Raw genomic sequence first — 24964 nt, 5'->3', positions numbered from 1 at the left:
TTATTTCACCAGATAGGGTTTGGGGGAAGGTTTGGCATCGGCGCTGCCCCCTTGGGCGACCGAAAAATCGCCGACCAGATAGGGGTGCATGCCTTGGTTCTTGAGGTTCTGGAGGAACTGGCCGAAGCCGTTCAGATCAACCATGCGCGGCGCCTCTGACAGGCGGCGCAGACGGGGGCGGCCAATTTCGTCAAGGATATCTTGCAAAGGCTCCATCGGCGCTTCGATGAAATCGGCCATGGTCCAGACCCGCACACGCGCCTTGGTGTAGGGTGAATTCAGCACATCCAAATGCGTGCTTTCCGTCTTTTGCAGCTTGGCGGCCAGACGGCGGATATCGGCGAAATCAAGGTTCGAGCGGAACAGCGGCACCGCCCAAGCGCCGGTGATCACCGAAATATGCGCGTTCGGGTCCTTGGCCACACGCCAGTTGATGTCTTGATTGTCCATCGGGCCGAACTGAAAGCACTGACGCTCGCCCCGGGTGTTCCAGATCAGATTGGTCAGAAAGGCACTGGCATTGTGATCGCGCAGCACCGGATTGTCCGACAAGGCACCGTTCAGCGCGGTTTCCCCGCCCGCGAAATGCACCCGGTCGGGCGCAAAGAGATGCCCATGCACGCGCGCCCCGCTGGCCCGGCTGAGCCAATGTTCGAAATCCTCGAAAATCTCGGTAAAGCCCTGAAACATCGAATAGGGCGCGGCGGTGACGCCATTCTCCCAATCTTCGTTGGGAAAACGGCTTTGCATATAAAGCCCCGCGCGACCCCGGGTGCGCCGCTCCACCGCCTTGGCAAAGATGCGGTCGATCTTGCCGGGGTTCGGCTCGGTCTTTTTCATCGCACCGGCAGGGTCGGTCAGAAAGGCATCATAGAGCCTGTCGGCATGGGGCCAAATCTTGCGTGCCACGAAACAATCCGAGCGGCGCAAAAGCTGGAGGTGATCGTCGTAAAAGATATGCGGCTTGCCCTGAAAATCGAACTTCGACAGGGTCAGCGACCGGCTTTCGATCTTGCTGGAATAGAGCCGTGCAAGGGTCTGGAAATAGCTTTCGTCCGGGATCCAAACATGGCGAAAGAACTTGTCGTAGGTCGGCCGGTCGGGGTCTTGCAAGATCGCCGATAGGGTGCGCCGGGTCAGGCACCACCATTGCGAGCCCATATGCGGCACGACCCCGCGCGGCATCCGGCGTTTCAACCGCAGCAGGCGCTGCACCTCGACCGCGCGGTCAAACAGATAGCGATTGCGCCGCCAAGAGAAGGGGAAACGCAGGGTAAACCGCTCTGCATCCAGCCCGCCCACGGTCCAAGGCACATCTGCCGTGGTGGCACTTTCGATGAAATCAGTCTGGGGACGGTCCTCAAGATAGTCGATCAACTCCTGCACCGGGCGCAGCGGCAGGCAAGAGCCGGAGGCCAGATAGACATGGCGCACCTTGGGAAAGCGCGAGAGCATCAATTCCGCCGCGCCTTGCGAGGCGGCAACGATTCCCCAGGTGCCCCATTCGCAACGTTTGCGCGGGCTAAAGCAGACATCCTTGAGATCCGACAGCGCCGCCACAAAGGCATCATGCGCCCGCCGGGGCACCGCCTTGTCGATATGGATCACCACCGGACAGCCCGCCGCCGCCCAATGCCGCGCGACCTGCTCGGCCCGGTCAAAAGCGTTGTGCACTAACATGACGATCCCGACGCTCATGCCCAGTTCCCCTTGGACATGAGGCCGAGGATCTCAAGCTGTCGCCAATTGATGTAGCGTTCCGACCATTTGCACCAAAGCTGCGGGTCGTCTTTCAGCTGTGCGGCATAGGCTTTGTATTCGACAGAAGCCGCGTAATGCTCGCTACGCTGCAACTCCTCCGCCGCCTTGGCCCCGAAGGTGTCGAGGAATTTGGCGTGCAAGAGGACGCCCGAGGCTTTCTCTCCGCCCCATTCGTCATAGACCTGATTAAGCCCACGCGGCAGCAGCATATGGGTCGAGCTGACATAGGCATAGCGCCGATCCCATTTGACCAGCGGCACCTTGTTCAGCGCGGGCGCATTGGCAGGCGCGTCGGGAAAAAACACCCGCGCCCGTGGCCCGCCCTGTATCCAGAGATTCCCAAACCGCCGATTGCGGGAAATGGTGTAGTTGCCACTGTCGAACCATGCGGCGATCTCAATCGGATTTTGCCCCGCCTGATAGGGTTCCTCGTCAAGCCGCCCCTTGGGATACATATCCAGCAGCATCGCCGAAAAGCTCTTGATCGAAGAGGCATCGAGCCAATCGGTCAGCGCCCGCAGGGGGCGCGTGTCACAAAAGGGGTAGACCAAAAACTCATCCGGATCGACCGTCAGCGCCCAATGGCCATGGGCGTATTTCATTTGCAACCAGTTCAGCCAATCCACCCCAAAGCGGGCGCGTTTGTAGCTGGCCTTGGCGCTCCAGACCGAGACATCGGGTTGCTTGGCCAGATAGTCGAGCGCGCCATCGTCGCTGTCATTATCGACAAAGAAGAAATGCCCGACGCCCATCTCGCGGTAGTATTTCAGGAAATAGGGCAGCCGGATCGCTTCGTTGCGCTGCGTGCAGAACAGCAGAATATCATCGGCTGTGATCTGCGCGGTCCGGTTCGCCACAGGGGTCAACTCGCGCCGCTTGCGGAAGGCGCGGATGCGCCAGCGCTTGCGTTGCAGCCGCAACCGATATGACTGAATTAAGCCCAAACCGCCCCTTACCTATCGCGTCTGACCGCCCCTCTACCGCGCTATCACGTCGACTTTAACACGGTCTTGAAGTGTTCGGCCCATGTTGGCGCGATAAAAGTCGTCGCTGGGCGCGGGTCTGGCACAGATGCGGCCCATTCTTCGATTGTTCTGATCCATGAATAGGGTTCGCTCAGGGGCGCGTAAACGGCTTTGTCGCCCAAGACCTCATGCAAGACCGGTAAATCGTTGCATAAAACACGCGTTCCAAGGCTCAGCGCCTCTGCCGGGGGCAGGCCAAACCCCTCTGCATGGCTGGGGAAAAGCATCCCCGCCGCCCCCTGCACCAAGGCCGCCAATCCTTTGTCATTAAGGTTCGCGAGCTCTTGCACGGGGCCGTTCTGCGGCAGCCAGTCGAGCCGGTCGAAAACCGCGCTATTGTTCCACCCCCGCGCCCCGCAGATCAGCAAGAGCGGCGCATCAGGCCCCATCTTTTGCCAAAGGTCCAGCAAAAACCCGTGGTTCTTGCGCGGCTCGATCGTACCGACAACGACGAAATAGGGACGCTTTGGCGGAAGCCCCGCAGGCAGCTCACCAGCATCGGGCGCGGGCAGATCGACGCCCAGATGCGCGACGACGGCAGGCGGAACCCGCCCGCGCATCTGCGCCTCGCTGCGCTGACGCGTGTCTTGCGAGTTGTAAATCACGAGATCAGCCTGCGCGCTCACCCGGTCGATCTTGGCCCGAAACGGCGCAACGGAGCCGAGGCGTTGGTAGGCGGGATATTCCAATGGGATCACGTCGTGGATGAGAACGGCACTTCGCCCCCGCGCCTGTTTCACGGCGCCCAGAACCCGGTCCGTCAGATTGCTGTGCCCGACATTCAGATAGGCAAATTCCGGCGGCAGATGCCGGGCAAGCATCGCGGGCAACCCGGCCGGAACGCAGCGCGCGACCGCCAAACGCCGCAAGTCGCTTTCCGCCCGGCTCAGCGCCACGGCACGCCCCCGCGGCAGGCGCGAAAGCAGATCCGCCCGCCCCAAGGAACGCGGCCCGCAACCCGATCCTGAAAGCCCCGCATCCCATCGCGGTCCAGCAGGACATAGCCCAAAGCGGTGCGCGCCACTCCAAAAAGCGGCGCGTCCTCTGTCAAAAGATGTGAGAGATAGGCCAGTTCGACCCGATCCACCCCCGTCGCGCCCCGCCCAACCCGACGCAAACTGCGCGTCAGGTCCAACAGCCGCGCGTGGGTATTAGCCATCGTAGTGGCCGGTCTGGTGCCATCTCCAGGCATCGGCGATCATCTTATCTAAAGTTGAGCGTTTGGGGGTCCATCCCAATTCCTCGATCGCGCGCGATGAGCCTGACACGAGCTTGGTACAATCCCCAAGACGGCGCGCACCGATCTCGTGCGGCACCGTTTGATTGGTCACAGCGCGGCTGTGGTCAAGTACTTCGCGTACCGAAAACCCCCTGCCGGTGCCGAGGTTGAACACCCGGCTGCCCTTATCACGCTGAAGCCATTTCAGACCTAAAACATGGGCATCAACCAGATCGCAGACATGTACATAGTCACGAATGCAGGTGCCGTCAGGCGTGTCATAGTCGTCCCCAAACACGGTCAATGCCGCGCGTTTGCCGGCAATCGCATCAAGCATCAGCGGGATTAGATGTGTTTCCGGCTGATGGAACTCGCCCACCTCACCTTCGGGATCCGCCCCGGCCACGTTGAAATAGCGGAAAATAACATATTGCAAGCCATGGGCGGCTTCAAAATCACGCAGAATATCCTCAATCGCGCGTTTCGACGCGCCATAAGCGTTGATCGGATACTGAGCGCTGTTCTCATCTAATACGACGTTATCTTGATCCCCATAGGTCGCACAAGTCGACGAAAAGACGAACTGCTTGCAGTTTGCCGCGGCAGCTGCCTCAATCAAAGTCAGGGAGCCATTGACATTGTTGCGCCAATAGAGACCCGGCTCGGCCATGCTCTCTCCCACTTGGCTTAAAGCGGCGAAATGCATCACCGCGATCGGCTGATGTTTTGCAAAGACCTCATCCAGCCGTGTGCGGTCCAACAAATCCCCTTCCTCAAAAGGGCCGAATTTCACCGCATCGCGCCAGCCCGTTACGAGATTGTCGAACGTAACGGGAATGAACCCCGCCGCGTTCAAAGCCTTACAAGCGTGCGAGCCGATGTAGCCCGCCCCGCCGGTTACCAATACCTTTTCCATTCCGCGTTTTCCCAGTACTACTGCGCCGCGCGGTCGACTTGCGAGATGCTTTGCAGATAAGCCGAAAGGTCGTCGCGCAATTCTTCACGGGCAAGACCAAAGGCCACGGTCGCCTGAAGGAAACCCGCTTTAGAGCCGCAGTCGAACCGCTGACCGCGGAAACGGAAGCCATAGACATCGCGGTCTTGCTCGATCTCTTGCGCGATCGCATCGGTCAATTGAATTTCACCGCCCGAGCCGGATTTCAGCTTGTTCAGGTTCTTCAAAACGGTCGGCGCCAGAATATAGCGCCCGATCACTGCGAGGTTCGACGGTGCTTCGTCGACGGCAGGCTTCTCAACCATGCCATTGACCTTCACCAGATCACCGCGCTCTTCGCTGGTATCGAGAATGCCGTAAGAGGATGTGCGGGAAGGCTCCACCTCCATCGCAGCGACCATGCTGCCGCCGGTTTCCTCATAGGCCTCGACCATCTGTTGTAGACAAGGTTTTTCCGCCGCGATCACGTCATCCGGCAGCATAACGGCAAAGGGCTCATTGCCGATCAAACGGCGCGCGCACCAGACTGCATGGCCCAAGCCCAGCGCCTTGTGCTGGCGGATATAGGCGATTGCGCCACTGTCCATATTCGTGCTTTGCAGCGTCTCAAGAAGCTCGGTCTTGCCCTTTTTGCGCAATTCCTGCTCAAGCTGCGGCGCGTGGTCGAAGTAATCTTCCAGCGCGCCTTTGCCGCGCGAGGTCACGAAGATGAACTCTTTGATCCCGGCGGCGCGCGCCTCATCAATTGCATATTGAACCAAAGGCCGGTCGACGAGGGTCATAATCTCTTTCGGCACCGATTTGGTGGCGGGCAGAAAGCGTGTCCCCATGCCTGCAACGGGAAAAATCGCTTTTGTAACCTTCTTGCGCATTTTAATCCTTACAACTTATTCGAAATATACAGAACGCCGCGGTCAATTTACCTGCGTCTTTCTACCGGCGATGATCATCGCCGAAACCGCGCTGTCTGGCAACTCGCTTAACTTCCCTTTGCAGCCTGTCGAGGCGCCGAGTTAAGCGGAAAACCGCGTCATCCCGTGTGGACTTTCCGTATATTCCACCTGTTTGCAGCCAAATAGCGTGGGTCGGATCAAAGGCAACGCGATGATAAAGCGCGGTCGGCGAAAGGTTGATCAGGGTCACGATCTCACCCGATAATGCCCGTTTTGCAGCCTTTGCCCGGTCTTGCGCCAGTTTAATAGGCCGGGTGAACATGGCCACGCTGCGCCGGGCGCGGGCCGGAAAAGGACGGAAAGCGCTGTTGGCCTTCTCAGGCAGGGTGACGGTGGCGATAGGGCGTTTCGCCCCTTCGGCGTGGCCGTCATCTAACCTTCGCAGCAGCCTTGGCACATCACGCGGTTCCAACCCGCCGCTTACCAGATGGCGCAGCAGACGGTGGCGCTGTTGGGCGCGCAGATGCGCCCAATGGGCGGCACGGTCCTGCGCAGGCAGATGTTTGCGATGAAACACAGCCCAGCTCGCCCCGATATCGAAAAGATCGCGCGGCACGCGGTTGGCGCTTCGCATGGCGTTGGCGGCGAAACCGTGATGGACTTCGGCCAATGGCACGATTGCCGTGGCATGGCCCGCCCGCGCCAGCCGCATGTTCAGATCGGTCTCATCAAGATAGTAATGAAAGGCCGGGTCAAAGCCGCCCATTTCCACCAAGACATCGCGCCGAAAGGCCATATTAGTGCCTTCGGTCTTGATTGCCCCCCGGGCGGAGGGTGCAGGATGCTTGGGGTTTCAGGGTCGACATTGAGCGTTTCCGGCTCTCCGAAACCACTCAACCGACGCGCGCGATATTGGAAAGAGATGCCGTTTCGCCCTCGGACGAAGCCGGTCATCGACGCGACCTCGGGTTGTTGCGCAGGCTCCAGCAGGTGGCGCAGCCATTGCGGCTCGGGCACCGCATCATCGTCGATAAAGGCCACGACGTCCCCCGCGGCCTCGGCAATCCCAAGGTTGCGCGCGGCAGAGATATTCGGCCTGTCGAAAGGGACCAGTTTCAGCGCCCCGGCGAAATGCATGGCGCGGGCCACGGCAATTCCGGCGGGATCGGCCACGATGATGACTTCGAAAGTGGTATATTGAAGCTGTTCCACCCCCGTCAGGCAGCGCCGCAATGCTTCGGGCCGCTTCCGGCTGACGATCACGATGCTGACAGGCACGCCGCTTTCAAGCGTGGCACTGACGGGGGTGGCGGTCATTCCAGACCCATTTTCGCCATCATGGCTTCGAGCTTTGGCACGTCTTCGGGGTTGTTCAATTCCCAGAACTCGCGCCCCTTGGCCTCGACCTCCGCACAGAACACGGCGCGGCCATTTTCAAGGAAACGCAACTGCTCCAACCCTTCCAACTGCTCCAAGGGGCCGACGGGCCAGCTTGGATATTGGGCCAGCGCATCGGGCCGGTAGGCATAGACGCCGACGTGGTGGAAGACCGGGGTCATATCCGTCTCTGCGTAGGGCATTCCGGTATAGGGAACGACCTCTTTCGAGAAGTAGAGCGCCTGATTGTCGGCGCCGAAAACCGCTGTGGTGCCGCCCACGCGCCCCGCCTTACGGTCGGCCAGAAGACTGTTCAACGTGGCCCCGTCACAGCGCAGAACCGGGGTGGCGATCTCGGCCTCGGGGTTGTCTTTCAACCCCTGCACCAGCCCTTCGACAAACCAATGCGGCGTCAGCGGGGCGTCACCTTGCAGGTTCACCACGATGTCATAGCCCCCGCCCAATGCGGCATGGGCCTCGGCACAGCGTTCGGTGCCATTGGCGCAGCTTTCCGAGGTCATCACGACCTCGGCGCCGAAACCTTCGGCAGCCTCCCGAATGCGGTCGTCGTCGGTGGCCACCACCACGCGGTCGACGCCCGACACCGCGCTGGCGGCCCGCCAACTGCGTTCGATCAGGGTCTGTTTCTGGCCCGACACCCCGGTGAGCGCCACCAGCGGCTTGCCGGGGTAGCGGGTGGAGGCATAGCGGGCGGGGATGACGATCAGGACAGACATCAGCCCGCCTTCAACTCAACGCCCGGGGCATGGGCGATGAAGAAAGGGTTGGCGAAGTCTTCCTTGCCGTAGGTCAGGGGCGTGAGATCGTCAAAGCGCACCACCGAGCCGCCTGCCCCGTTCAGCACCGCATGGCCCGCGGCGGTGTCCCACTCCATCGTGCGGCCCAAACGCGGGTAGAGATCGGCCTCTCCGGTCGCGACGAGACAGAATTTCAGCGACGACCCCGCCGAGGTCATGTCCCGCACGGCGTACTTGCCGATGTAATCATCGGTCGCCTGATCGCGGTGGGATTTGGAGGCGACGACCATCAGGGCCGCATTGTCGGGGTTAGAGACCGAGATCGCCTTGGTCTCACTCACCTGCCCCTTTTCGAATGCGCCGGCCTCCTCGACCGACTGGCCGTCGGCTTGGGTAAAGAACATCCGGGCTTTGGCGGGGGCATAGACCACGCCGCGCGTCGGCACGCCGCCCTCGACCAGCGCGATGTTCACCGTGAAATCCCCGCGTCGGTGGACGAACTCCTTGGTGCCATCCAGCGGATCGACGATGAGAAAGGTATCGCCCTTGGCGGAATGGGTCGCAGCCTGCTCTTCGGTCACCAAGATCACATCGGGGAAAGCGGCGCGGAGCCCTTCGGAAATGATCGCATCGGCGGCTTCGTCGGCGGCGGTGACGGGGCTGTCGTCGGATTTCGATTTCACCTCGAAATCGTCCTGACCGTAGATCTCCATGATCTTGTCCCCGGCTTCCAATGCCAGCCGCCGCATTTCCGCGACCAGTTTCTCGTAATCCATTTTGCCTCCGGCCCTGCGGGCTGTCGTTGCTTCAATTCACTGTTTCCCTTATGCTGCGGAGCTAACGGAACAGCAAGAATTCCGTGCCACGCTAGGGCTTCGTCAAGGACGCGCGCATGTTCCAGTCTTCCAGAAAGCCGAAATCCGGCATCGGTTCTGCCCTCGCCATCGCGGAACTGGTCTACCATTCCGTGGTGCGCAACGTGCGCAAACAGCACAACAATGCCTTTATCGCCATCGCGATGAACATGCTGCAAACGGTGATGTTCGTACTGGCCTTCTATGTGATGTTTTCGATCCTCGGGATGCGCGGCTCCGCCGTGCGGGGTGACTTCCTCATCTATCTGATGTCGGGGATTTTCCTCTACCTCACCCATGTGAAAGCTTTGGGCGCGGTGGCGGGGTCTGAGGGACCGGCAAGCCCGATGATGCAGCACGCCCCGATGAACACGATCATCGCCATCGCATCGGCGGCGGTGGGCTCGCTCTATATCCAAGTTCTGTCGCTCTTCGTGATCTTGTTCATCTATCATGTGGCGGTCACGCCGATCACCATAGATCAGCCTTTTGCCGCTTTCGGGATGATGCTGACCGCGTGGTTTACCGGCTGCGCCCTTGGTCTGGTGATGCTCGCGATCAAACCGTGGTTTCCGTCCTTCGTGACGATTTTCTCAACCGTCTATCAACGCGCCAATATGATCGCCTCGGGGAAGATGTTCCTCGCCAACTCCCTGCCCGGCTATATGCTGGCGATGTTTGACTGGAACCCGTTGTTTCACAGCATCGACCAAGCGCGCGGCTTTGCCTTCATCAATTACAACCCGCGCTATACCAGTTGGGAATATCCGCTTTGGGTGGGGCTGGTGCTTTTGATGATTGGGCTGATGGGCGAATTCTATACCCGCCGCCATGCGTCGATCAGTTGGAACGCCCGGCGATGAGACTTCTGGCACTCTTCCTCTGCCTTTGGGCACTGCCTGTCTGGGCGACGCAGGATGCATGGCCCGCCCTGCATGACGTCAGCGGTGTCGCGGCGGATGACGTGTTGAACATTCGCCGTGCCCCGAGTGCCAGCGCCCCGATCATCGGCAGCTTTGAGCCTGACGCCCAGAACATCGAAGTGATCCGCCCCAATGACCATCACGGCTGGGGCTTGGTCAATACGGGCGAAGGGAGCGGCTGGGTCTCTCTGCGTTTCCTCACCCGGCAAGCGGGCCAATGGGCCCGTGCGATGCCACCCGTGGCCCATTGCGGCGGGACAGAGCCGTTTTGGTCTTTTGAGGTGACCGGCGAGACGTTGAGCTATGACGCCATGGCGGGCGGCGCACGCGATTACCGAATCACGCAGACTGGCCCGGCGCAGGGGCGGCGCGACAGTTTTCACATGATCGCCGAGGGGCCGCAGGGCACGGCCATCGCCACGCTCACGGCGCGTGCCTGTAGCGATGGCATGTCGGACCGCGCCTATGGGCTGGCGGTCGACTTCCTTTTGCAGGGAAATGATGGCTGGCAACATCAGACAGGATGTTGTTCGCTTGGCCACTGAAGCGACGGACTTTTTTAAAAAGTCCGTCTCCGTTTTCTTTCAAAGAAAACGCTACTCCACCACACGCAGCGTCAAGTTGATCCGCCCGCCTTTGGGCAGCAATGTCGAGGTGCCGGGCTTGATCCGGTCCACGCCGTGATAGGTCAGCCGCGCATCTCCGCCCATCACCACCACATCGCCCGATTGCAGCCAGATCGATTCCGTCTTGCCGCCTCGGGTCAGGTTGCCGATCCGAAACAGCCCATCATCCCCCAGAGAGACTGAGACGACCGGCCATTGAAAATCTGCCTCGTCCCGGTCCTGATGCAGCCCCATGCGCGCATCGGCATCGTAGTAGTTGATCAGGCAGCATTCCGGGCGGCGCTCCAACCCGGTCAACTGATCCCAAATCGCCACAATCGGCGCCGGGATCTCGGGCCAAGGCTGGCCTTCGGGATGTTCGGTAACGTAACGATACCCACGCCGATCCGAAAACCAGCCATAGCGCCCTGCCGCGCTCATCCGGACCGACATGCGCCCGCCGCGCGGCACTTCGGGGCGAAAGAACGGCGCCTGACGCACCACGCCGCGCACCGCCTCCAGCACCTCCTGCTGGGCCACTCTTCCTAGAAATTCCTTGTGAATATCAAAGCCCCGGAGGCGCAAAGCAGTCATTTTTCGTTCTTCCTCACTCGTTTAGCAAAAACATCACGGAATCGCGACCATCCAGACCAGCCAATGGTTGCAGGGTGCAAATACCCTCCCTATATACGCTCCGAACCGTCGAAGGCACGTGGTCTTCGATGTCAACAGATCGGGGCAGGATGCCAAAACGGGTCCGCGCCTCGTGTCATCGCCTTAGATTCAAAGAGGGATCGAAACATGTCCAAAGTAATCGGTATTGACCTTGGCACCACCAACAGCTGTATCGCCATCATGGATGGCAGCCAGCCGCGTGTGATCGAAAACGCCGAAGGCGCGCGCACCACGCCGTCGATCGTCGCCTTCACCGACGACGAACGCCTTGTCGGCCAGCCGGCGAAACGCCAGGCGGTCACCAACCCCGAAAACACAGTCTTTGGCGTCAAGCGCCTGATCGGCCGCCGCAACGACGATGCGGATCTGGCCAAAGACAAAAAGAACATGCCGTTCAACGTCATCGACGGCGGCAACGGCGACGCATGGGTCGAAGCCAAGGGTGAGAAATACTCCCCAAGCCAAATCTCGGCCTTCATCCTCGGCAAGATGAAAGAAACCGCAGAAAGCTATCTGGGCGAGGAAGTCTCTCAGGCGGTTATCACCGTGCCTGCATATTTCAACGACGCCCAGCGTCAGGCCACCAAAGACGCCGGCAAGATCGCCGGTCTCGAAGTGCTGCGCATCATCAACGAGCCGACAGCCGCCGCGCTGGCCTATGGCCTCGACAAAGAGAACACGCAAACCATCGCGGTCTATGACCTTGGCGGCGGTACATTCGACGTGACCATTCTTGAGATCGACGACGGCCTGTTCGAAGTGAAATCCACCAACGGCGACACGTTCCTTGGTGGTGAAGACTTTGACATGCGCATCGTGAACTACCTTGCGGAAGAGTTCAAAAAGGCCAACGGCGTTGACCTGACGCAAGACAAGATGGCGCTGCAGCGTCTGAAGGAAGCGGCAGAGAAGGCTAAGATCGAACTGTCCTCCTCCAGCCAGACCGAGATCAACCAGCCCTTCATCTCGATGGGCAAGGACGGCTCGCCGCTGCACATGGTCATGAAGCTGACCCGCGCCAAGCTGGAAAGCCTCGTTGGTGACCTGATCAAAGCTTCGATGAAGCCCTGCGCCGCCGCGCTGAAGGATGCCGGCCTGTCCGCGTCCGACATCGACGAAGTCGTGCTCGTGGGTGGTATGACCCGTATGCCGAAGGTGGCCGAAGAGGTCTCTAAATTCTTCGGCAAGGAGCCGCATAAGGGTGTGAACCCGGACGAAGTCGTGGCCCTTGGTGCCGCCATTCAGGCCGGTGTTCTGCAAGGCGACGTGAAGGACGTGGTTCTGCTCGACGTGACCCCGCTGTCCCTCGGTATCGAGACCCTCGGTGGTGTCTTCACCCGTCTGATCGACCGTAACACCACGATCCCGACGAAGAAGTCTCAGGTCTTCTCGACCGCCGAAGACAACCAGAACGCCGTGACCATCCGGGTCTTCCAAGGTGAGCGTGAGATGGCTGCCGACAACAAGATGCTTGGTGCCTTTAACCTTGAGAACATCCCGCCTGCGCCTCGCGGCATGCCGCAGATCGAAGTGACCTTCGATATTGACGCCAACGGCATCGTGTCGGTCGGCGCGCTCGACAAAGGCACCGGCAAGGAGCAGAAGATCACGATCCAAGCTTCGGGCGGTCTGTCGGATGCGGACATCGAACAGATGGTCAAGGACGCGGAAGAGAATGCTGAGGCGGACAAGTCCCGTCGCGAGCTGATCGAAGCGAAGAACCAGGCGGAATCGCTGATCCACTCGACCGAGAAGTCGCTGGAAGAGCATTCCGACAAGGTCGACCCGACCACCGTCGAAGCGATCGAACTGGCCATTGCCGCGCTGAAAGACGAGCTGGAAACAGACAACGCCGACAAGATCAAGAACGGCATCCAGAACGTCACCGAATCCGCCATGAAACTGGGCGAAGCCATCTATAAGGCCTCTCAGGAAGAGGGCGGCAGTGAGGACACGGCGCAGCCTTCGGATGCTCAGCAAGCCCAAGGTGGCGATGACGACATCCTTGATGCCGAGTTCGAAGATCTGGACGACGACAAGCGCGCGTAAGCGTGTGAAACGGAACCTGTGAAAGGGCCGGTCCGTCAGACGGGCCGGCCTATCACGTTCCAGCGCAGGAGCATGATAACCCATGGCAAAACGTGACTACTACGAGGTGCTTGGCGTTGCCAAAGGGGCCTCTGCCGACGAGATCAAGAAAGCCTATCGCCGCAAGGTGAAGGACCTCCACCCCGACCGCAACAAAGACAACCCCCAAGCCGAAGCCCAGTTCAAGGAAGTGGGCGAGGCTTATGACGTGCTCAAAGACGGTGACAAGAAAGCCGCCTATGATCGCTATGGCCACGCCGCCTTTGAAGGTGGCATGGGCGGCGGGCGTCCCGGCGGCGGCATGGGCGGCGGTCAGGGCGATTTCTCTTCGGCCTTTTCCGACGTCTTTGACGATCTCTTCGGTGACTTCATGGGCCAACGTGGCGGTGGCGGCGGACGCCGTGCCGCACGTGGGGCTGATTTGCGCTATAACTTGCGCATCTCGCTCGAAGATGCCTTTTCGGGCATGCAAAAGTCGATCACCGTCCCGGCCTCCGTCCAATGTGACGCCTGTGACGGCAGCGGTGCCGAAGGCGGCGCGGAACCTTCGACCTGCCCCACCTGTTCGGGCATGGGCAAGGTGCGCGCGCAGCAAGGTTTCTTTACCGTCGAGCGGACCTGCCCGACCTGTTCCGGCATGGGGCAGATCGTCAAGAATCCTTGCAAGAAATGCCGCGGCGCGGGCCGGGTTGAGAAAGAGCGCACGCTCTCGGTCAACATCCCCGCGGGCGTCGAAACCGGCACCCGCATCCGTCTCGCCGGCGAAGGCGAAGCGGGCATGCGTGGCGGGCCGTCCGGTGATCTCTACATCTTTATCGAGGTGGCCGATCACGAATTGTTCGAACGCGACGGGCCGAACCTCTTCTGCCGTGTTCCGGTGTCGATGAGCACTGCCGCTCTGGGTGGCAATATCGAAGTGCCCACCATCGATGGGGCCGTGGCCGCGTGCAGATCCCCGCGGGCAGCCAATCGGGTCGCCAGATGCGTCTGCGCGGCAAAGGCATGCCGCCGCTGCGTGGCGGTGGCGTGGGTGACATGATCATCGAACTGGCGGTCGAGACCCCGGTGAACCTGACCAACCGGCAGAAAGAACTGTTGCGGGAGTTCGAGGGCGAGGCCCAGAACAACAACCCCGAAAGCAGCAACTTCTTCTCTTCCGTCAAATCCTTCTGGGATTCGATGAAGGGTTAACCATTGGGGGAGCCGTGGATGCGGCTCCCCTTTTTCGGCAGCGTGGTGAACGAAGTTTTAACCGTCCGTTAACCGAATAATAACCACTTTGGCGCGACACTCCGGGCATGACCCGTGCCCCGAGAACCTTGGCTGATCAGCCCCTCCCCTATCTGCTGGACGAAGCGCAAGCGCCGCCGTCCAATACGGGCAAGCAACCCTCTTATATCGCGGATCACCGCCAGCGCCTGCGCAGCCGTTTCATCGACGGGGGCGCGGCGGCCATGCCGGACTATGAGATGTTGGAGCTTGTCCTCTTTCGCGCCATCCCGCGCCGGGATGTGAAACCGCTGGCGCGCGAACTGCTGGACCGGTTCGGCGATTTCAACCGCGTCATTACCGCCCCCGCCGCCCGGCTGCGCGATGTCAAAGGCGTCGGAGAGGCGGTGATTGTCGAACTCAAGATCATTGAGGCCGCGGCACAGCGGCTGGCCCGGGCGAAGGTGCTGCAACGGCATGTCGTTTCCTCATGGGATGCGCTGCTGGACTATTGCCACACCACCATGGCCCATCTGGAGATGGAGCAGTTTCGCGTCCTCTACCTCGACCGGAAAAACATCCTCATCGCCGATGAGGAGCAGGCGAAAGGCACGGTGGACCATGTGCCAGTCTACCCGCGCGAGGTTGCCAAACGTGCGCTTGAGTTGAATGCCAGCGCGATCATCCTCGTGCATAACCACCCCTCGGGCGATCCCAGCCCGTCACGCTCAGACATTGATATGACCCGGCAGGTCGCCGCCGCCTGTGACGCCTTGGGGCTGACCCTGCATGATCACCTGATCATCGGAAAATCGCGCGAGCTCAGCTTTCGCAGCGAGGGGCATCTATAGCGGGGTGCGTTTAGCGCACCCAAACCTCCACCCGCCGATTGGCTTGGCGGCCCCATTCGCTATCGTCACAGGCAATCGGCATCGCCTCCCCAAAGGCATCGACCCGCAGATCAATGCGCGACAGATTGGCGGTGACCGCAGCCGCGCTTACTGCGCGCTGCACCGCTTCGGCCCGGCGCAGGGCGATTTCGCGGTTGGCCCGCGCGGCCCCCTCGCCATCGCTGAAGCCCACGAACATCAGCCGCCGCGCATCATATTGCCCCTGCTCCAAGGCGCGCGCCAATTGCTGCACGTTGGACCGCGACTGCGCATCAAGCCGGATCGACCCGGCCTCGAAGCGGAAAGAGGTGGTGAGCCGCGCCATCGGCACCAGCGTCGCTGTCATGCGCTGCAATTCTTCCAGCGGCGTTTCCGCGCCCGCCGTGATGATCGCATTGGCAAAGCGGTTGCCCTGTTCCTCAACCGGGATTTCCTCGGGCGTTTGATCCACGAAACCGGCCCGGCGGATCACGATCTGGGCCGAAGGGCCACGGGTGAAGGCCAGAAACTCACGCGTGATCAGCGGCAAGCGCCGGGCGGGGAAATAGAGGAACATCGGCGCGGTCAGCGGGTAATCTTCGGTTTTGATCGTCCGCCGTGCGGCATCCAGCGCAAAACCGCAGTTGCCGCCAAGGGTCAGCACCTCGGTCTCCCCCTGTTCGGCATAGCTGGTGATTCCAAGGGCAAAAACATCCCGCGCGACCGCCTCGGCCAGCGCATCGGGCATGGCGTGGCGGGTGACATCAGTGCTCAGTTCCAGCCCGGCGGGGTGAGCACCTGATCCACGATCGCTTGGCTCAACCCGCTATCGGCGGTGGGCAGATGCAACTCAATCGGTGCGTCCGGCCCGCCGAGGCGCTGCCAATTCTTGATCTCGCCCGAGAACACCCGCGCCAATGTCAGCGGCGAGATTTGTTTCACCGGATTGGACGGGGCGACCACGGGCACCACTGCATCAAGCGCCAGAACCCGGCTGCGATTTGCACCGGTCAGATCACCCAAGCCCGCCTCGCGGGCATTGATCCGCTCTTCGCGGCGCACCTCGCGCAGGGCCATGACGACATCGGCCTCATCCGCCAGCAGATCGGCAAAGCCTTCGTTGGTATTGCTCGCCCGGAAATCGAACCGCGCGGCGAGCTTGCCGTCATCCTCACGCGAGAGCAGCAGCGCGAAGCGCCCGCTGTCCCCCTCTTCACGGCTGACGGTATAGCCTTGGCGCGCGGCGAAGGCTTCGATCAGCGCGGGCATCAGCACCGCCCCCATGGTGGCGGAGCCCGAGAAACGCACCTCGGCCACGAAATCCGCAAGGTTGGGGCAACCCGGCCCGGCGCAGGACACACCGCTGCTGTCGACGGTCAACTCACCATAGTCCGTCTCGACGCGATAGAATTCGCCGTCGAACCCCAGCAGGGTACCGCTGAGTTCGACGCTGCCATCGCGCGAGGTCAGTGCGATGTCCTGCGCCGCAGATGCGCCCGCCGTAAAAAGCAAAAGTGCGGCGCTGATCGCCGCACGTTTCAACCCGTTCATCTAGACCTACCCGGTTGCGTCAGTTCTGCGCGACTTTCAGGTCTTGGAGCAAATTATTCAACACCAGAAAGTTGCCGACCGCATCACAGTCCGGCACGGCGAGGGTCAGGTTCTGGGTTTTCACCGGATCATCGCCGCGCAGTTCCAGCGCCTGTGCTTCGATCTCAAGCCCGCAGTTCGCCTCGCTCACCTCAGCCTCCACGCTGAGCGCGACATCGCCCGCCTGCGCCGCTTTGGCGACCGGGAAGCTATAGACTTCGGCCATCAGCGGCTCAGAAGCCTCAATGTCGCCATTGCGGGTCATGAAGCCCCCTTCGCCCAGCACGGCAGCGGTCATATCGCGCGGCGCGCCGGACCAAACGTGGCCCGCCTCACCGTAATCCGCGCCGAACTCGCGGGCGTGAAGCTCAAACCCTGCGGTGCCTTTCCATTGTAGCACGACGCGGTTGAAATCAGAGAGTTCAGGGACCGAAGTCTGCGCCACCGCGCCATCACCGTTGCCGAAGGCGAGGATGAAAACAGCCTCTTCCGCCAAGGCCGGGACGGTGACGGACAACTGCCCTTGGTCATCGGTCACTTCGGTGAAAATCATCCCGTTGTGGTGCACCGTCAGCCGCTCATTCGGCAGGCAGGCGGCATCGAGGGTGAGTTTCACCATCGCGGCGGCGACGGCATCCGCTTCGGCAATGATATCGCAGGTCGCAGGGATCGCGGCGCCGTGGCTTTCCGGGGCGGGCGGCAGGCTTTGAGGTGCTGCGGCCTTGACCACGCGGTCATCCAGTGTTGGCAGTGCAATGGGACTGTCGAGCGCGGCAGAGGTCAGGGTGATACCTTCAACCTCAAGCAAGGCGCCATTGTCGGCCACCGGGCGCTGCGCCTCAGCCGCGCCATAGCGCTGCTGCGCGGTGTCGGAGCTTTGCATGACATAGCCAATGCCCACCGCACAGGCCAGAGTGCCGACAGCTGTCAGAATTTCTTTCGTGCGCCACATGACAAGTCTCCTTCAACGGATTCGTTAGAGACTTTATGGGCGCGGATCAGGGCCGGGGTATGGCCCTGAAACGCCAAGTTATGGGCGAAAAGGTGACGCCGCTCAGGTGATCTGACCGTGGCAGTGTTTGAACTTCTTGCCAGAACCGCAGGGGCAGGGATCGTTCCGGCCCGGGTTGCCCCATGTGGACGGATCGTTCTCGTCAAAACCGGGGGCTGCGGCCTCGGCCTGTTCAGAGGCCTCATCCGCCGCCTCGCTCGCCGCAGCTTGCATGGCGGCCTGACGGGCGGCCATTTCCTGCATCATCTCGCGGCGCTGCTCTTCGCTCATCGGTTGGATCTGGCCCAGCTTTTGGGTCACGTCCTGCCGCAGACTGTCGAGCATCGTCTCGAACAGTTGGAAGGCTTCGTTCTTATACTCGTTCAGCGGATCGCGCTGCGCGTAGCTGCGGAAGCCCACGACCGAGCGCAGATGTTCAAGCGTCAGCAGGTGGTCGCGCCATTTGGTGTCGATGGCTTGCAACAACAACTGTTTCTCGATGTTGCGCATGTTCTCTTCGCCAAAGGCCTCGGCCTTCTTGGCCATGAGCTCATCCGTGGCTTTCATCAGACGTTCGCGGATCACCTCATCATCCACGCCGTCCTCTTCGCACCATGCGATGATCGGCACGTCGACGTTAAGCTGTTCGATCACCGCGGCATAGAAGCCTTGGGTGTCCCACTGATCGGCATAGGTCTTGGGCGGCATATAGGTGTCGATCAGATCGTCAATCACCTGCTCGCGCATGTCGGTGACGATCTCATTGAGGTTGTCCGCCTCCATGATCTCGCGGCGCTGGCCAAAGATCACCTTGCGCTGCTCGTTCATCACGTCGTCGAACTTCAACAGCTGCTTGCGGATGTCGAAGTTGCGGCCCTCAACCTTCGCCTGCGCCCGCTCCAGCGATTTGTTGACCCACGGGTGCACGATGGCTTCGCCATCTTTCAGGCCCAGCGTCGTCAGCACCTTCTCAAGCCGTTCCGAACCGAAAATGCGCATCAGGTCATCTTCGAGCGACAGGAAGAACGAGGTGCGGCCCGGGTCACCCTGACGGCCCGAACGGCCCCGCAACTGGTTGTCGATGCGGCGGCTCTCGTGGCGCTCAGAGGCCAGAACGTAGAGACCACCGGCCTCAAGCACCTTCTGCTTCTCTTCGGCGTGCTGCGCTTCGATCTGGGCGCGGATGTTGGCCGGGTCGGCCTCAGGATCGGCATCCAGCGCGTCGAGCACTTTCAATTCGACATTGCCGCCCAACTGAATGTCGGTGCCGCGGCCCGCCATGTTGGTGGCGATGGTCACCGCGCCCAGCTTGCCCGCTTCGGCGATGATCTGCGCCTCTTGCTCGTGCTGGCGGGCGTTGAGCACATTGTGCTCGATCCCGGCGGCGGTCAGCATGGCGCTGAGCTGTTCGGACTTTTCGATCGAGGTGGTGCCGACAAGGCAGGGCTGCCCCTTGGCGTGGGCCTCTTTGACCCGCTCGATCATCGCCTCATACTTCTCCCGCGCGGTGCGGTAAACGGCGTCGTCTTCGTCCACACGGGCGATTGGCACGTTGGTCGGCACTTCGACCACGCCGAGGCCGTAGATCTCGGCGAATTCTTCGGCTTCGGTCAGAGCCGTGCCGGTCATGCCGCCGAGTTTGTCGTATAGGCGGAAGTAGTTCTGGAAGGTGACGCTTGCGAGGGTCACGTTCTCGGGCTGGATGTCGACGCCTTCCTTGGCTTCAATCGCTTGGTGCAAACCGTCCGACAGGCGGCGGCCCGGCATCATGCGGCCGGTGAATTCGTCAATCAACGTCACCGCGCCATCGCGCACGATGTAGTCCTTGTCGCGCTGGAACAGCTTATGCGCGCGCAGACCTTGGTTGACGTGGTGCACGATGGTGGTGCTTTCGGGATCGTAAAGGGTCATCCCCTCTTCGATCAATTCCCGCGCGCGCAGCTGCTCTTCGAGGAACTCATTGCCCTCGTCGGTGAAGGTGACGTTGCGGGTTTTCTCGTCCAGCTCGTAATGCTCATCGGTGAGCGAGGGGATCAGCGCGTCGATGATCTGGTACATCTCGGAACGGTCCTGCGACGGGCCGGAGATGATCAGCGGCGTCCGCGCCTCGTCGATCAGAATGCTGTCGACTTCGTCCACGATGGCAAAGTTATGCCCGCGTTGCAGCATGTCCGACAGGTTCGACTTCATATTGTCGCGCAGGTAGTCGAAGCCCAATTCGTTGTTGGTGGCATAGGTGATGTCGCAGGCATAGGCCGCGCGTTTCTGATCCTCCGGCATACCGGAATAGGCGACACCCGTGGTCAGACCGAGCGCGCCGAAAACCTTGCCCATCCACTCGGCGTCGCGCTTGGCGAGGTATTCGTTCACGGTCACCACATGCACGCCCTTATGCGTGAGCCCGTTCAGATAGGCCGCGAAGGTCGCGGTCAGGGTCTTGCCCTCACCGGTCTTCTGCTCGGCGATATTGCCCTGATGCAGGAAGATGCCGCCCAGAAGCTGCGTGTCGAAGGCGCGCAGGCCGAGGGTGCGGCGGGCGGCTTCGCGGCAGTTGGCAAAGGCTTCGGGCAGCAGATCGTCGAGGCTCTCGCCCCCGTCGGCCCGTTTGGCCAATTCCGCGGTGCGCGCTTTGATCTCGTCGTCGCTTAGCTTTTCAAACTCGGGCTCCAGCGCATTGATCCGTGCCACAAGCGGACGGGTCGCCTTGATCTTCCGGTCGTTTGGCGTGCCAAAGACCTTTTTGGCGATTGTTCCGATACCCAGCATGTAATCTCCCGCCGAAGTTATGATGTCTTGCGCCGATCTGGTTGCCGAGCGCCATGGCAGCCCATAGATAGTGGATGAGCCCGCGCCTCTCAGCGCCATAAGGCGATGTAAGGGGCGTGCCATACACTGTCAATGTAGCAGCCCTGCTACGAAGGAAGCGATTGGACCCAACCATGCAAAAACCCCTCACATTTCTGTCGTCTTTGGCGCTTGCCGCCGCTGTGGCGCTGCCTGTGGCCGCCCAGGACGAACCGGGTCTCGACACGGTTGTTGCCACCGTCAACGACACTGAAATCACGCTCGGGCATATGATCGTCGCCCGCGCGAGCCTGCCCCAGCAGTACCAACAACTGCCCGAGGACGTGCTGTTCAAAGGTCTTCTGGACCAGCTTGTGCAGCAGACGGCCCTCGCCGACAGCTTTAGCGGCGAATTGCCGCCGCGCGTGACCCTGTCGCTCGAGAATGAGACCCGCTCGCTCACCGCCGGTGAGGCGATCGAAGGCGTCATGGCCGAGCCGGTCAGCGACGAAGAGTTGCAAGCGGCCTATGACGCGCAATACAGCGACGCAGAGCCTGAGCCCGAGTTCAACGCCTCGCATATCCTTGTCGAAACCAAGGAAGAAGCCGACGCGATCAAAGCAGAACTCGATGGCGGCGCGGACTTTGCCGAACTTGCCAAAGAGAAATCGACCGGTCCCTCCGGCCCCGGTGGCGGCTCCTTGGGGTGGTTCGGCCCCGGCATGATGGTGCCTGCCTTTGAAGAGACCGTCGCGGGCATGGAAGCCGGCAGCGTGTCCGACCCGGTGGAAACCCAGTTCGGCTGGCATGTCATCAAACTGAACGAGACACGCACCGCCGAAGCCCCCGCGCTGGAAGACGTGCGCGAAGAGCTGGAAACCCAAATCCGCCAGACCAAGGTGCAAGAGGCGATCGAAAGCCTGACCGACTCTGCCGAGGTTGACCGCAGCGCGGCCGAAGGCATCGACCCTTCCGTTCTCAACAACATCGAATGGCTGAACTAACTCATGGCTAAATCCCTGGCTGTCTCGCCGCTCGCCCCGGCCCGTTTTCCCGAACTGCCGGTTATCGACGGCGTGACATTCGCCACCATCGCCGCGGGCGTGCGTTATCAAGGGCGTACCGATGTGATGTTGGCGAAACTGGCGCCGGGCAGCGCCGTGGCGGGGGCGTTCACACGTTCCGCCACCCGCGCGGCCCCGGTGCTGGACTGCCAGGCAAAAATTGGCGGCGCCTCGGACGAAGGCGCCGCCATTGTCGTGAACTCGGGCAACGCCAATGCCTTTACCGGGCGGGGCGGCACCGACGCGGTCGAAGCGATCACCGCCGCCGCTGCAGAGGCCTGCGGCGTGCCGCAAGCGCGGGTCTTCACCTCCTCCACCGGTGTCATCGGCGAACCCCTGCCGCATGAACGCATCACCGCCGTGCTGGGTGATCTGCATGCTCAGCTTGACCCCGCGGGCATCGAGGACGCGGCGCGCGCCATCATGACGACGGACACTTTCCCCAAAGGGGCCAGCGCCACGGTTGAGATCGACGGCAAAACCGTCTCTATCGCGGGGATCGCCAAAGGATCGGGCATGATCGCGCCCGATATGGCCACCATGCTGGTCTATATCTTTACCGATGCGGTGCTGGCGACGGATGAGCTGCAACAGCGCCTTTCAACCCATACCGAGACAACGTTCAACTGCATCACTGTCGACAGTGACACCTCCACCTCCGACGCGCTGATCATGGCCGCAACAGGTGCCTCCGGTGTCGATGTATCGGGCAATGAAGCCTTCGACGCGGCGCTGCGGGACGTGATGATGGACCTCGCGCATCAGGTCGTCAAAGACGGCGAAGGCGCGCAGAAATTCGTCGAGGTGGCCGTGACCGGTGCCTCCAACGATGACGAGGCCAAGATCCACGCCATGGCCATCGCCAACTCCCCCCTAATCAAGACCGCAATCGCGGGCGAAGACCCCAACTGGGGCCGCGTCGTCATGGCCATCGGGAAATCCGGTGCCGCGGCGGACCGTGATCGTCTGTCGATCCGGTTCGGCGATATCGAAGTCGCGCGCGACGGATGGCGCAGCCCCGACTACTCCGAAGAGGATGCCGCCGCGCATATGAAGGGTCAGAACATCACCATCGGCGTCGATCTGGGCCTTGGCGAGGGGCAGTGCACCGTATGGACCTGTGACCTGACCCACGGCTATATCGACATCAACGCCGATTACCGGTCCTGAGCAGATGAAGACAGTGCTGGTTTCCGCCGCGGCCTTGATCGACATCGATGGTCGCGTGCTTTTGACCCAACGCCCCGAAGGCAAGCCGATGGCGGGCCTTTGGGAGTTTCCGGGCGGCAAGATCGAACCCGGAGAGACGCCAGAGGCGGCGCTGATCCGCGAGTTGCACGAAGAACTGGGGATCGAGACATGGGAATCCTGTCTTGCCCCGCTGACCTTTGCCAGCCACAGCTACAGTGATTTCCACCTTCTGATGCCGCTGTTCGCCTGTCGCAAATGGGGCGGCACCCCGGTTTCGCGCGAGGGGCAGACCCTGAAATGGGTACGCCCGAACGAAATGCGCGCCTATCCGATGCCCGAGGCAGACGTGCCACTTATATCAATATTGCGTGATTGGCTCTAGCGCAGAGTGGCAGAATTGCACTAGTGAACGGCAATCGCTCAGCATGTTGCGGATTTTTTAACCGAATGCGCATCATCCTGAGGCATAGTTGTAACATCTGTATGAAAGGGTGCCGACATGTTGAGAACCATCGCAATCGGAAGTTCCATTTACGTTCAGGGTATCTTTGTAAAAATGTTGGCAGGCGGTCGCATGGCCGTTCAGGTCGACGGGAAGATTTACGAAGGCAAGCCTGTCTGAAAAATCTCTTCGGAACGCCTATTGAGGTGAACAAATAGGCGTTCCACCGCGTTTTCCCCGAGCATTTGGCAGGGGAACTTATGTCATCGAAGCGCGCTATCGTCATTCTGAACCGCGGTTCAGGCCGTCAAGACGGTGACCAAGCCGAAAACACGATCCGCTCCGCCTTTGCGCGGCATGGGATCACGGCGGAATTCATTCACATCGACAAACGCAACGACCCTGCCGGCGCAGCGCGCGAGGCGCTGTCTTGGGGCCAAGGGATCATTGCCGTCGCGGGCGGGGATGGCACAATCTCGGGCGTGTCTTCGGCCATGCTAGACCACGACCGCCCGCTCGGCATCATCCCGCAGGGCACCTTCAACTATTTCGCGCGGTCGATGGGCATTCCAGAGAACCTTGAAGAAGCCGTCGATGTCATCGCCGCTGGCGACAGCCGCCCGGTGCATGTGGCGACGATCAATGGTGAGACCTTTTTGAATAACGCCAGCATCGGGGCCTATCCCGCCATCCTCAAAACGCGCGAAGGCATCTACCGTCGTTGGGGACGCAGCCGGATCGCCGCCTATTGGTCGGTGATCAAAGCCTTGATGGATTTCCGCACCTCGCTCAAACTGACCATCGTGGTCGACGGGAAAGAGACCCAGTTGCGCACTCCGCTGGTTTTCGCGGTGAACAACGCCTTCCAGTTGGATCAAATGGGGCTTGATGGGCAGGACTGCATCGCGCGCGGTGATATGGTGCTGCTGGTCGCTCCTGACACCTATCGTTTCGGCTTGTTGCGCCATGCAGTGGCGCTGGCGACGGGCCGCGCGAAGCATCACACGGACTATGAAATGCTCTGCGGGTCCGAGATTGAGATACGCATGAAACAGCGCAAACGCTATGTCGCGCGGGATGGGGAGATCGCGGTGATGCGCGGCCCGTACCAGCTCACTCGCGCCAGTTCGCCCATCCATATCTTTGTGCCCTCCACGGCTGGAAAGGCCGTGCGATGAGCCGTTTGATCCACCTATCCGACCTGCACTTCGGCAAAGACCGCCCCGACCTATTGGTGCCGCTCCTAGAGGCGGTGAATGGCTATGACCCCGATCTGGTGATCATCTCGGGCGACCTGACCCAACGGGCGCGGGAAAAGGAATATCGCGCCGCGCGGGCCTTTATCGACAGGATCAACGCACCGGTGCTGAGCGTGCCGGGCAATCACGATATTCCGCTGCACCGCCCCTTTACCCGGTTTTTCGCCCCGTGGCGCTATTACCGGCGTTGGATCGATCACGACCTTACACCGGTACATGAGGGGGCGGATTTTGTCGCCGTGGGGATCAACACCGTTGATCGGTTCAAATGGCAGACCGGCAAACTGGGCCTGCGCCGTTTGGGCCGCGCCTGCCGCGCCCTGTCGCGCGGGGGGAAAAGACCCTGCGCATCGCCATTTGCCACCATCCGCTGGATCACCCCAACGAGACCCACAAAAAGCCCATTCCGGGCGCGAAACGCGCGCTGAGGCG

Annotated in this window: 22 protein-coding genes and 2 pseudogenes; 10 read left to right on the top strand and 14 right to left on the bottom strand. The window is 61.1% G+C overall.

What is annotated here, in order from left to right; all coding sequences use genetic code 11:
* The 10 genes from CUR85_RS08145 to cysQ all read right to left on the bottom strand — a co-directional run bounded on the left by CUR85_RS08145 (position 1) and on the right by cysQ (position 8764).
* A complete protein-coding gene (locus CUR85_RS08145; RefSeq protein ID WP_067264234.1) occupies positions 1-1698 on the bottom strand; it encodes a DUF5927 domain-containing protein in 1698 nt (565 codons plus the stop codon).
* Positions 1695-2681, bottom strand: coding sequence for a glycosyltransferase family 2 protein (locus tag CUR85_RS08140; protein ID WP_197470881.1), 987 nt, complete (start codon positions 2679-2681; stop codon positions 1695-1697). The genes CUR85_RS08145 and CUR85_RS08140 overlap by 4 nt, the downstream gene beginning before the upstream one ends.
* Before the next feature lie 68 nt (positions 2682-2749).
* Entirely contained in the window at positions 2750-3682 is a 933-nt protein-coding gene (locus CUR85_RS08135; RefSeq protein WP_280322585.1) for a glycosyltransferase family 4 protein, read from the bottom strand.
* Positions 3673-3945, bottom strand: a complete 273-nt coding sequence (locus tag CUR85_RS08130) for a hypothetical protein (RefSeq protein WP_280322584.1) — start codon at positions 3943-3945, stop codon at positions 3673-3675. Before CUR85_RS08130 ends, CUR85_RS08135 begins: the two co-directional genes overlap by 10 nt.
* Positions 3938-4921: a UDP-glucose 4-epimerase GalE gene (gene galE, locus CUR85_RS08125; protein WP_067264241.1), complete on the bottom strand. Its 984-nt coding sequence runs from the start codon at positions 4919-4921 to the stop codon at positions 3938-3940. The genes CUR85_RS08130 and galE overlap by 8 nt, the downstream gene beginning before the upstream one ends.
* Before the next feature lie 17 nt (positions 4922-4938).
* Positions 4939-5832: a UTP--glucose-1-phosphate uridylyltransferase GalU gene (galU, locus tag CUR85_RS08120; RefSeq protein ID WP_067264244.1), complete on the bottom strand. Its 894-nt coding sequence runs from the start codon at positions 5830-5832 to the stop codon at positions 4939-4941.
* Between the two features lie 61 nt (positions 5833-5893).
* On the bottom strand, positions 5894-6649 hold the full coding sequence (locus tag CUR85_RS08115; RefSeq protein ID WP_280322583.1) for a glycosyltransferase family 2 protein: 756 nt from the start codon (positions 6647-6649) through the stop codon (positions 5894-5896).
* On the bottom strand, positions 6568-7170 hold the full coding sequence (locus tag CUR85_RS08110) for a glycosyltransferase family 2 protein (RefSeq protein ID WP_280322582.1): 603 nt from the start codon (positions 7168-7170) through the stop codon (positions 6568-6570). Before CUR85_RS08110 ends, CUR85_RS08115 begins: the two co-directional genes overlap by 82 nt.
* Positions 7167-7967, bottom strand: a complete 801-nt coding sequence (locus CUR85_RS08105) for a 3-deoxy-manno-octulosonate cytidylyltransferase (RefSeq protein WP_067264251.1) — start codon at positions 7965-7967, stop codon at positions 7167-7169. Before CUR85_RS08105 ends, CUR85_RS08110 begins: the two co-directional genes overlap by 4 nt.
* Complete coding sequence (cysQ, locus tag CUR85_RS08100; protein WP_067264254.1) at positions 7967-8764, bottom strand: 3'(2'),5'-bisphosphate nucleotidase CysQ; 798 nt, start codon at positions 8762-8764, stop codon at positions 7967-7969. The genes CUR85_RS08105 and cysQ overlap by 1 nt, the downstream gene beginning before the upstream one ends.
* Before the next feature lie 116 nt (positions 8765-8880).
* Between cysQ and CUR85_RS08095 the strand changes: the two genes are divergently transcribed.
* Positions 8881-9705, top strand: coding sequence for an ABC transporter permease (locus tag CUR85_RS08095; RefSeq protein WP_067264256.1), 825 nt, complete (start codon positions 8881-8883; stop codon positions 9703-9705).
* Positions 9702-10310: a COG3650 family protein gene (locus tag CUR85_RS08090; RefSeq protein ID WP_067264259.1), complete on the top strand. Its 609-nt coding sequence runs from the start codon at positions 9702-9704 to the stop codon at positions 10308-10310. Before CUR85_RS08095 ends, CUR85_RS08090 begins: the two co-directional genes overlap by 4 nt.
* A 51-nt stretch (positions 10311-10361) precedes the next feature.
* On the opposite strand, the gene CUR85_RS08085 is transcribed toward CUR85_RS08090, so the two are convergent.
* On the bottom strand, positions 10362-10964 hold the full coding sequence (locus CUR85_RS08085; RefSeq protein ID WP_067264262.1) for an alpha-ketoglutarate-dependent dioxygenase AlkB family protein: 603 nt from the start codon (positions 10962-10964) through the stop codon (positions 10362-10364).
* Positions 10965-11171: 207 nt separating this feature from the next.
* On the opposite strand from CUR85_RS08085, the gene dnaK reads away from it, so the two are divergent.
* The 3 genes and pseudogenes from dnaK (at position 11172) to radC (ending at position 15193) form a co-directional block, all read left to right on the top strand.
* Positions 11172-13094: a molecular chaperone DnaK gene (gene dnaK, locus CUR85_RS08080; protein WP_067264265.1), complete on the top strand. Its 1923-nt coding sequence runs from the start codon at positions 11172-11174 to the stop codon at positions 13092-13094.
* An 82-nt stretch (positions 13095-13176) separates the two neighbouring features.
* Positions 13177-14324: pseudogene (gene dnaJ / locus CUR85_RS08075) on the top strand (molecular chaperone DnaJ).
* 107 nt (positions 14325-14431) lie between these two features.
* A complete protein-coding gene (gene radC / locus CUR85_RS08070; protein WP_067264271.1) occupies positions 14432-15193 on the top strand; it encodes a RadC family protein in 762 nt (253 codons plus the stop codon).
* A gap of 10 nt (positions 15194-15203) precedes the next feature.
* On the opposite strand, the pseudogene CUR85_RS08065 reads toward radC, so the two are convergent.
* The 3 genes and pseudogenes from CUR85_RS08065 to secA form a co-directional block, all read right to left on the bottom strand.
* A pseudogene (locus CUR85_RS08065) lies at positions 15204-16762 on the bottom strand (phosphate ABC transporter substrate-binding/OmpA family protein).
* A 19-nt stretch (positions 16763-16781) separates the two neighbouring features.
* A complete protein-coding gene (locus CUR85_RS08060) occupies positions 16782-17753 on the bottom strand; it encodes a hypothetical protein (protein ID WP_067264276.1) in 972 nt (323 codons plus the stop codon).
* A 102-nt stretch (positions 17754-17855) separates the two neighbouring features.
* Positions 17856-20558 (bottom strand): preprotein translocase subunit SecA, encoded by a 2703-nt coding sequence (gene secA / locus CUR85_RS08055; RefSeq protein ID WP_067264279.1) that lies wholly within the window; start codon positions 20556-20558, stop codon positions 17856-17858.
* Between the two features lie 173 nt (positions 20559-20731).
* Between secA and CUR85_RS08050 the strand changes: the two genes are divergently transcribed.
* The 5 genes from CUR85_RS08050 to CUR85_RS08030 all read left to right on the top strand — a co-directional run bounded on the left by CUR85_RS08050 (position 20732) and on the right by CUR85_RS08030 (position 24960).
* The gene (locus CUR85_RS08050) at positions 20732-21580 is read left to right on the top strand and encodes a peptidylprolyl isomerase (RefSeq protein ID WP_067264281.1); all 849 of its coding nucleotides are present in this window, start codon (positions 20732-20734) and stop codon (positions 21578-21580) included.
* A 3-nt stretch (positions 21581-21583) separates the two neighbouring features.
* The gene (gene argJ, locus CUR85_RS08045) at positions 21584-22810 is read left to right on the top strand and encodes a bifunctional glutamate N-acetyltransferase/amino-acid acetyltransferase ArgJ (protein ID WP_067264284.1); all 1227 of its coding nucleotides are present in this window, start codon (positions 21584-21586) and stop codon (positions 22808-22810) included.
* Positions 22811-22814: 4 nt separating this feature from the next.
* Positions 22815-23213: an 8-oxo-dGTP diphosphatase MutT gene (mutT, locus tag CUR85_RS08040; RefSeq protein ID WP_067264286.1), complete on the top strand. Its 399-nt coding sequence runs from the start codon at positions 22815-22817 to the stop codon at positions 23211-23213.
* A 320-nt stretch (positions 23214-23533) separates the two neighbouring features.
* On the top strand, positions 23534-24451 hold the full coding sequence (locus tag CUR85_RS08035) for a diacylglycerol/lipid kinase family protein (protein ID WP_067264289.1): 918 nt from the start codon (positions 23534-23536) through the stop codon (positions 24449-24451).
* A complete protein-coding gene (locus CUR85_RS08030; protein ID WP_280322581.1) occupies positions 24448-24960 on the top strand; it encodes a metallophosphoesterase family protein in 513 nt (170 codons plus the stop codon). The genes CUR85_RS08035 and CUR85_RS08030 overlap by 4 nt, the downstream gene beginning before the upstream one ends.
* The last annotated feature ends 4 nt before the right edge of the window (positions 24961-24964 follow it).

This window comes from Sulfitobacter faviae, assembly GCF_029870955.1.
Taxonomy (GTDB): Bacteria; Pseudomonadota; Alphaproteobacteria; order Rhodobacterales; family Rhodobacteraceae; genus Sulfitobacter; species Sulfitobacter faviae.
The sequence above is the reverse complement of the archived record's forward strand: the minus strand, read 5'-3'. Positions and strand labels throughout refer to the sequence as shown.